This is a genomic window from Cetobacterium sp. (assembly GCF_977044495.1).
The window spans coordinates 1-8,341 of the sequence record NZ_CDRRQU010000065.1; the positions used below are offsets into that span (position 1 = coordinate 1).

Genomic DNA, 8,341 nt, shown 5'->3' on the forward strand with positions numbered 1-8,341 from the left:
GTTATACTTGGAGGAACTAATGGTCCTATTATACATGAAGCTGCTGTTAATCCTCCACATAAATCATCATCATATCCTTCATCTCTCATTGCTTTTATTTCAAGCTGCCCCAATCCTCCTGCATCTGCTAAAGCAGATCCTGACATACCAGAAAATATTAAACTTGCAAATATATTTACGTGCCCCATACCCCCAGTATAATGCCCCAGCAATGCTTTAGCAAATCTAAATATTCTTTCTGTTATTCCAGAACTGTTCATTAGAACTCCTGTCAATACAAAGAAAGGAACACTCAATAAACTGAAACTATCCAAACTATCTACTAAAAGTGAACCTACAAAATAGACTACATTCCAATCTGTAAGTGCAAAGAAAAATAGTGTGGCAAACACCAATGAAAATCCAACAGGTACTCCAACGAATATTAGCCCAAACCATGATATGAATGTTGCCAATGTTAACATTATTCGCTCACCACCCTTTCATCTCTTTCAGTTTCTTGCTTAGGTGAAATAATAAATTTCCCCTCTTTGTAATCCTCTCTAAGAATCTGTAAGAATCGTATTAACATCAATGTTGCTATTATAGGTAGTGCTCCATACATCCAACCTGATGATATCTTCAATGCTATCAACTTAAATATTTTTTTTCTTAAAAATAACTTATAACCAATTTGAATCATTACAATCAACGATATAAAAACAACTGATTGAATAAATGTATTAGCTATCTTTAACCCTTTTCCTGAAAATTTATTATATAAGAAATCTATAAATACGTGTTGTCTGTATTTTATTCCTATACTAACCCCCAGCATTCCTACATATGTAAACAATAAAATAGCTAATTCCTCGCTCCAAACTAAAGGTGAATCAAATATTTGTCTAAAAATAATTTGAGCCACAAGTATCCCAAACATTGCTATAAAAAGTACTGCTCCTATGATTTCCTCTAGGTTATCTAAAATTCGTTTTATATTCATATCCAACTCCTATACTTTCACTTCTATTTAACTGCTATAATCTCTTCTAACCCTTCTTTACCAACTTTTCCATTATTTTTTATATAGACTTCATAGAATGGTTGCATTGCAGTTCTAAATGGATCTAAGTTAGGATTTGTTACTGTAACTCCATGCTCCTTAAAGAAATCAATTAACCCCGCTTCCTCTTCTACAAACAATTTTGTATGATATTGTGCCGCTGCCTCAGACTCTTGTTTTACTAACTCCTGTAAATTCTTTGGCAACTTTTTCATACTTATATTACTAATTAAGTACACTTGGTCATTTAATATATGATTTGTCATTGCCAAATATTTTTGAACTTCATAGAACTTTTGTGCTCTAATTGCTGATAAAGGATTTTCTTGTCCATCAACTGAGTTTGTTTGTAATGCTAAATATACTTCTGAAAATGCCATTGGAGTTGGAGATGCACCTGTATTTTTAGCGTATTCTAAGTTTGCGTCTGCCTTAGGAACTCTTAGTTTTAATCCTTTCATATCCTCAATACTGTTGATTGGTCTATTTGTTGTTGTTTGTCTTGTTCCATTATAAGCTTGAGATAAAATCTCTATGTTCAAGTTATCGCTTACTTTCTTCTGTAAATTTTTTCCAAACTGTGTATCAAATGTTGCTTTTTTCATATGATCAAAATCTTGAATTACATAAGGTAGTGAATATACTTGAGCCTCCGGAAAAAATATATTAAATCTTCCCATCTCAGAGAATGTCATATCTAGAACTCCCGCTGACAATTGTTCTAACATTGATCTATCGTCCCCAAGTTGTGCTCCTGGATATAACTCCACTACTATCTGCCCATTTGATTTTTCCTTTAAATTATTTGCTAAATATTCTGCTGCCTTATATTCATTTGAGCTTGTATTTGCTACCATCCCCATTTTTAATTTATAAACTTTCTCATTTGCCCCAAATGCTACCATTCCAAATACTAACGTCAACCCTGCTACTTTTAACACTCTTTTCATTGAAACTTCCTCCCTTAAAATTTACTTTTAATTTTTATATAACACTCTTAAAAATTTAATTTAAACTTTCCTTAAAAAGTACATCTATTCTAGTTTGATATTCGTAAGATCTTTTTAAACTTGTCTTATATAAGGCTTCAAAAACTTTTTTTCCCGCTATATAACCTTGGTTATAAAAATCTTCAGATACAGTTGCTACAACTTTATCGTTCTCAATCAACTCTCGTATTTTTTCATTAAAACCATTGGTCACAAATTTATAGTTATCTTTTCCTATCTCCCCTAGATATTCAATTACTTCTGGAGCATATCTATTTATATAGACTCCTTCAATATCATCTGAAAGGTAATCTAAAATTTGACTTTTATCTTCTAATAATTTTTTTATTCTCACTGGACCTTGAAATTCCCTATTTAATTCCCTTAGTTTTTCTGAAACTTCTTTTATATATATTTTTGATGAAATCAAATCATCTCCAGCATCTACAACTAATATTTTTTTATCATTACTAACCACTTTTGCTAAAACATCTGCCGCTATTCTTCCAGATTTTTCATATTTCGAATCTATATACGTATCTTCCTCAAAAAGCTGCTTCCCTATCGAAACAATTTTTAAATCATTTTTTATGGGCTGTAGAACATTAATTACTTTTTCTCTATCCAATGGGATTATTATTAATCCATGAATTTTTTTTTCTAAAGATTTTTTTAAAAGTTCAATCTGCCCTTGGCTATCGCTTATATCAACCTCTAAAATTTTTATTTTTATTCCGTATGCTTTAACCTCTTCTTGAAAATCTTTCAATCCACTTTTTAGTTTCTTAGAATATTCTTCATTTATCGATCTAACTATAATCGCTATTATAATTTTCTTCTCTTTTATTGCTAACGAACTTCCCAAGTAATTTTTTTCGTACCCCATTTCATTCGCTAATTTTAAGACTCTCTCTTTGGTTTCCTCTTTTATATTTTTACTTCCATTCAAGGCTCTCGCCACTGTAGTTCTAGTTATACCTAACATCTTAGCCAATTCCGCTTGAGTTACCATTTTGCACCTACCTTTGTTCTCGTGAACATGTTCGTTATCTAATTAATATAACATTTTTCAGCATTTGTCAAATATTTTTTTTAATTATTCTTGTAAAAAAATGTAAAAAACTTTATAATATTATGATAGAAAATGATTAAAAGGAGAGTCTATGAAAATCATTAGTAAAACTAAACCAAAAGGTACAGAATATAATGAACTAAAAAATCTAAAAAAAGCCAAAAGAATTGTTAAAGCTAAAGAAGACAGAAGAAGAGCTGAAAACAAAAGGGTCAATGCTGAAGCTAGAAAAGAAAGAAGAATTGAAAGTGAATTTTATGATAAGGTAAAAGAAGTTGAAATTCTAGGTTTTAATAGAGGGATGCTTTTAGTTCGTATTGATGACATTATTGAAAAAAGAGGTCTTACCTATGGAAGAAGAAGTGTTGATTTGAAAGAAAATTTAAATTTAATTGGAAATTTTCAATTGAAACTTTTTGGTGAAATGGTTGAATTAAAACATTTAAAAAACTTTACTCAAATGAAAGACCAAATATCTTGGGCTATTTCAGAAGATTTATAAAAAAGTGGGCTTAAGCCCACTTTTTTATAACTTTTGTATTAAAAAATTATACACACCATCATCATCATTTGAATTTGTTATATATGTTGCAATTTTTTTTAAATCCTCTTCTCCATTTTCCATAGCAACTCCACAACCAACCATCTCTATCATCTCTTTATCATTATTTGCATCTCCAAAAGCTACACACGTATCTAGTGATAATCCCTTTAATTGTAAAATTTTTTCTAAACTCTTTCCTTTATTAATTTTTTTATTCAAAACCTCTAAATATCTCTCCTGTGAATATGTCATATGCACTATATCTCCAAGTTTATCTTCAACCTCCTTCTCTATCTCTTCTAATCTATATCTTTCATCTATAAATAACGCTTTTGTCATAAAATAATTTATAAAACTATCAAAATTTTTTTCGATAGCATCTATTCCTATATTTTTTTTATAGTATTCTGTTTGCCAATTATTTTTATTTTCGACAAACCAACTCTCATCTTGATACAAATTCAAATGAACACAATTTTTTCTAGAAATTTTTATCAACATTTTTACTATTTCTTCTGAAAGTGGCTCTTCTAATAGAATATTATCATTTTTTGTATCTATAACCTTTGCACCATTATAACAAATCACAATAATTGGTAAAGATAATTTTTCTATAATTTTTTTAGTTGCACTGTACGATCTTCCTGTAACTACAAAAATTTCTATACCCTTTTTATATAACTCCCTTAAAATAAACATATTTTTATCAGTTATCTCTTTTTTAGAATTTAGTAATGTTCCATCTAAATCCAGTGCTATTGATTTTATCATTTATTCCATACCTCCCTATACATTATATGTCATATTATAACAAAAAAAGAGGAGAAATTCTCCTCTTTTAATTTAGTAATCAATATCTTCCAATATATGATTTCCATTTGGATTAAATTTGAATCCTTTTATTTTTTTATTTATTCCTATATTATAAGTCTTATAAACTATTGGTATTATTGGATTTTCATCCACTATAATCTCTTGTACCTCTTTATATTTTTCTTTTCGTTTTTCTTTTGAAATTTCTTTTCTTGCTTCATCCAAGAGCACATTTACTCTCTCATTATTATAAAAACTTCGATTTCCAACTCCTCCTCTAGAGTTATTATGCAACAATGGATAATATCCGTAATCTGCATCTCCAGTACTCGTATACCAAAGACCTATTAACGCGTTATGTTTTCCTTGAGCTGTCAATTGTAAAAAAGATGATAACTCTAACGTCTGAATTTTAACATCAATCCCAATCTCTTTTAAGTTTGCTTGAATTATTTGAGCCATTTGATATTTACTTGTGTCCTCATATATCCATAACTCTATTTCTATTGGAGTTTTATAATTTTCCATTATTGTTTTTGCTTTTTTTAAGTTATATTTTTTCTCTTCATCATTCGAATACCCAAAAGTATTTGGAGTTATTATAGAGTTAGCTACTTTTGATGTATTTTCAAATATAACTTCATTAATAGAATCTTTATCTATTGCATAACTTATAGCCTCTCTTATTTTTTTGTCATTCAATGGAGCTTTTTCAGTATTGATAGATAAAAAATCTGTACCATAAGATAATCCATTTAATATTTTTAGATTATTTGAATCTTTAAAAGTTTTTACATCTATGGATGATACATCATATGCTATCTGTATTTCATCTGTTTCCAATGCGATATATCTATTTGGAGCTTCTGGAATTGTCAAAAATTCTACTCTCTCTACTTTTGGACTACCTTTAAAATGTTTTTCATTTTTTCCTAAGATTACTTTTTCTCCAGTCCCCCAATCTATAAGTTCAAACGCTCCTGTTCCAATTAACTTTTTATCTTTATTTTCCTTAACCACTGCCATTGATGAATGTGTCAAATTATGCAGTAATATATCTATATTTGTTGTACATATTATTTTCAGTTTGTAATTGTCTATTATCTCAATTTTTTCAATAGGATCAACTAATACCTTGGTAACAGGTATACTTTTATTTCGTTCTAAACTATTCTTTACAATTTCAGAGTTTAACTCCTCTCCATCATGAAAAAAAACTCCTTTCTTTAGATTAATTTCTACTGTGTTATTTTTTATTAAGTAGCTGTCTACTAATTCACCTTGTATTTCATTTTTATCATCTAAAATAAATAAATTATTATAAATTTGCTTAGTTATGGCCAAAGTTGAACTATCCGTATGTCTATGTGGATCATATGATCTCCCACTATAACCCAATCCAATTTTTACAACTTTTTTCTCTGAATTTCCTATTGCTATGTTTATCAACAAAATAAATATAATCAATACCTTAAAAAAAGATTTCATTTTATCCCCCTTAAATTTATGCTATACTCCTATTAGTATGACACATTTATCTGTTTTTTTCAAAATAATATCACAAACTGTATTGCTACACTTTAGGAGGTTCCATGAATATTCTTTTTAAAAATTTTAAAATTGAAAATGAAAACTTTATATATATTCCTCTTTATATTTTTTTTAAGAACAAAATAGAAAAAAAAGAAATCTCTTATAAACTTCCTTCTATACGAAAAGTTGCTAATTTTTTAAATATTAGTTCTAACACCGTCGCAAAATCCTATTCAGAATTAGAAAAAATCAATTACATAAAAATTATAAAAGGAAGTGGTGCATTCATCAATAAAAATCTTTTTTCTGAAAAAGTTCTTTCTTTCTCAATGCTCGAAAATGATGACAATTTTAATCTAACAAATACATTAAAAATTGATTTTATTAACTCTACCCCAAACTACAGTTATTTGCCCGTTAAAGATATTAAATATGCAATCAATTATATTTTAGATAGAGATCAAGAACTCGCATTAGTTAATGAAGGACCTCTCGGTTGTTTAGAACTACGTGAGGCTATAAAAAACTCTCTAGGTAATTTGAATATTACTTGTAAAACTGAAAATATTCATATTTTATCCGGAGCTCAAGAAGGAATTGATTTAATTTCCAAAACTTTAGGTTGCTCTAAAACACATATAGCGACTGAAATCCCAACCTATTTAGGTGCTTTAAAAACATTTAAAAATGAAAATTTTATTATTCATCCCATTGAAATAGAACAAGATGGTCTCAATATTTTTCAATTAGAACAACTACTTTTAAAAACTAAAATCAAATTTATCTATCTTATGGCGAATTTTCAAACACCTACCGGTGTTAATATTTCTTATAAAAAAAGATTACAACTTTTAGAGCTTTCACAAAAATTTGATTTTTATATAATTGAAGACGATTCTGCTGCAGATTTATATTATTCTAAAAATACTCCACAACCTTTAAAATCTTTAGATTTATGTAATCGTGTCATTTATATTAAAAGTTTTTCTAAAATATTTATGCCTGGATTTAGATTGGGATTTATTATTGTTCCTGATAATATTTTAACTTCCTTCTTAAATAACAAAATATTATCTGCTTCAAGCACTTCCACCCTATATCAAAAATCATTCGCTTTACTTTTGAAAAAAGGTTTAATTGAAAAACATATGAGACTTTGTAGGCAAAATTTTAAAACTATTCAAGATTGTATCGTAAAAGAACTCCAATTAATTCCTGATATTAGTTTTATCGTTCCTTCTGGTGGTTGTTCTATTTGGATAAAGCTCCCTAAAAATATTTCATCTATCAGTATTTATAATAAACTATTGAAAGATAATATCGGAATTGTTTCTGGTAGTACTTACGGATTCGACAATTTTATAAAATTAAATTTTTCTAGAATTAATGAAAAAGATATCTCTTTAGGGATTACTCTTTTAAAAAAAGCCATAGAGTTTTTCAAAAATTTAAACAAATAAAAAATCATCAAAGGTAATATAAAAATGTTACCTTTGATGACTAAATAACTTTTATTTTTTTATTAAGTTTTTATATAGTGTCACTGCATAGTGTGTTTTAAAATCATTTGTTATTTTTTCTACTTTTTCTATTTTCTCCCAAACTACCTCTAAATCTTCTCCTTCATCCAATTGTTTTTCATAATTTACTTCTTTCTCTGTCTTTAACTTCAAAATGTATACATATAGTTTTTCGGAAGTATATCCCGGTGAAAGAATTAATGGTATTTCCGGAGCATAAATAACTTCGAAACTTTCAAATTTATATCCCGTTTCTTCTCTAAGCTCTCTAATTAAGGTCTCTTTTGGATTTTCATTATTTTCAATTATTCCTGCTGGTATTTCTAAAAGCTTATCTGAAACTCCTGGTCTATATTGCTCTACCAATAAAATTTCATCCTCTGCAAAATTTAAAATTAATGCTGCAATAGCGTCAGGTTTATCTAAAAACTCTAATTGAATATCTCTTGTAGGATGTTTTTCTATTTTTACTTTTAAAAACTTCAAATCGTCTATTTTCATAATTATTCACCTGTTATCCTAGAAAAATCTTTTGGAAGAGGTGATATAAAAATCATCTCTTTACTTGTTACAGGATGCTTTATTTTTAATGTATGTGCATGTAACCCTAATCTCTTTAAAATGTTACTCTTTGCTCCATACTTCTTATCTCCAACCACAGGATGTCCCATGTCACTCATATGTACTCTAATTTGATTTTTTCTTCCCGTTTCTAGAGATACCTTCAAGTATGTATATTTTCCTTTAATTTTTTCAACCTTATAGTTTGTAATTGCTAATTTCCCTCCGTCTTTGTCGTCTTTCACTGAATAAGTCACAAAAACTTTA

At 28.2% G+C, this 8,341-nt stretch carries 8 protein-coding genes and 1 pseudogene; 2 read left to right on the forward strand and 7 right to left on the reverse strand.

What is annotated here, in order from left to right; all coding sequences use genetic code 11:
* The 3 genes and pseudogenes from ACWI69_RS11140 to ACWI69_RS11150 all read right to left on the reverse strand — a co-directional run.
* Positions 1–982, reverse strand: a pseudogene (locus ACWI69_RS11140) (TRAP transporter large permease subunit); the annotation flags it as partial.
* 23 nt (positions 983–1,005) lie between these two features.
* The gene (locus tag ACWI69_RS11145; RefSeq protein WP_448821911.1) at positions 1,006–1,992 is read right to left on the reverse strand and encodes a sialic acid TRAP transporter substrate-binding protein SiaP; all 987 of its coding nucleotides are present in this window, start codon (positions 1,990–1,992) and stop codon (positions 1,006–1,008) included.
* Between the two features lie 55 nt (positions 1,993–2,047).
* Positions 2,048–3,043, reverse strand: a complete 996-nt coding sequence (locus ACWI69_RS11150; protein WP_448821912.1) for a substrate-binding domain-containing protein — start codon at positions 3,041–3,043, stop codon at positions 2,048–2,050.
* A 151-nt stretch (positions 3,044–3,194) separates the two neighbouring features.
* Between ACWI69_RS11150 and ACWI69_RS11155 the strand changes: the two genes are divergently transcribed.
* Complete coding sequence (locus ACWI69_RS11155; protein ID WP_448821913.1) at positions 3,195–3,605, forward strand: hypothetical protein; 411 nt, start codon at positions 3,195–3,197, stop codon at positions 3,603–3,605.
* Between the two features lie 24 nt (positions 3,606–3,629).
* On the opposite strand, the gene ACWI69_RS11160 is transcribed toward ACWI69_RS11155, so the two are convergent.
* Both ACWI69_RS11160 and ACWI69_RS11165 read right to left on the reverse strand, forming a co-directional pair.
* Entirely contained in the window at positions 3,630–4,418 is a 789-nt protein-coding gene (locus tag ACWI69_RS11160; RefSeq protein ID WP_448821914.1) for a Cof-type HAD-IIB family hydrolase, read from the reverse strand.
* Positions 4,419–4,490: 72 nt separating this feature from the next.
* On the reverse strand, positions 4,491–5,948 hold the full coding sequence (locus ACWI69_RS11165; RefSeq protein WP_448821915.1) for an ABC transporter substrate-binding protein: 1,458 nt from the start codon (positions 5,946–5,948) through the stop codon (positions 4,491–4,493).
* Positions 5,949–6,052: 104 nt separating this feature from the next.
* Here ACWI69_RS11165 and ACWI69_RS11170 point away from each other — a divergent pair, with 104 nt between their 5' ends.
* Entirely contained in the window at positions 6,053–7,453 is a 1,401-nt protein-coding gene (locus ACWI69_RS11170; RefSeq protein WP_448821916.1) for an aminotransferase-like domain-containing protein, read from the forward strand.
* A gap of 51 nt (positions 7,454–7,504) precedes the next feature.
* Here ACWI69_RS11170 and ACWI69_RS11175 read toward each other — a convergent pair whose 3' ends face one another.
* Together ACWI69_RS11175 and ACWI69_RS11180 are read right to left on the reverse strand one after the other, a co-directional pair.
* A complete protein-coding gene (locus tag ACWI69_RS11175; protein WP_448821917.1) occupies positions 7,505–8,014 on the reverse strand; it encodes an NUDIX hydrolase in 510 nt (169 codons plus the stop codon).
* A gap of 2 nt (positions 8,015–8,016) precedes the next feature.
* A partial coding sequence (locus ACWI69_RS11180) for a pseudouridine synthase (RefSeq protein WP_448821918.1) occupies positions 8,017–8,341 on the reverse strand: 325 nt, incomplete at its 5' end.

Coding starts and splice junctions, on each gene's coding strand:
- ACWI69_RS11165 (WP_448821915.1), bottom strand. CDS start 5,948: ATGAAATCTTTTTTTAAGGTATTGATTATATTTATTTTGTTGATAAAC.
- ACWI69_RS11170 (WP_448821916.1), top strand. CDS start 6,053: ATGAATATTCTTTTTAAAAATTTTAAAATTGAAAATGAAAACTTTATA.
- ACWI69_RS11150 (WP_448821912.1), bottom strand. CDS start 3,043: ATGGTAACTCAAGCGGAATTGGCTAAGATGTTAGGTATAACTAGAACT.
- ACWI69_RS11145 (WP_448821911.1), bottom strand. CDS start 1,992: ATGAAAAGAGTGTTAAAAGTAGCAGGGTTGACGTTAGTATTTGGAATG.
- ACWI69_RS11160 (WP_448821914.1), bottom strand. CDS start 4,418: ATGATAAAATCAATAGCACTGGATTTAGATGGAACATTACTAAATTCT.
- ACWI69_RS11155 (WP_448821913.1), top strand. CDS start 3,195: ATGAAAATCATTAGTAAAACTAAACCAAAAGGTACAGAATATAATGAA.
- ACWI69_RS11175 (WP_448821917.1), bottom strand. CDS start 8,014: ATGAAAATAGACGATTTGAAGTTTTTAAAAGTAAAAATAGAAAAACAT.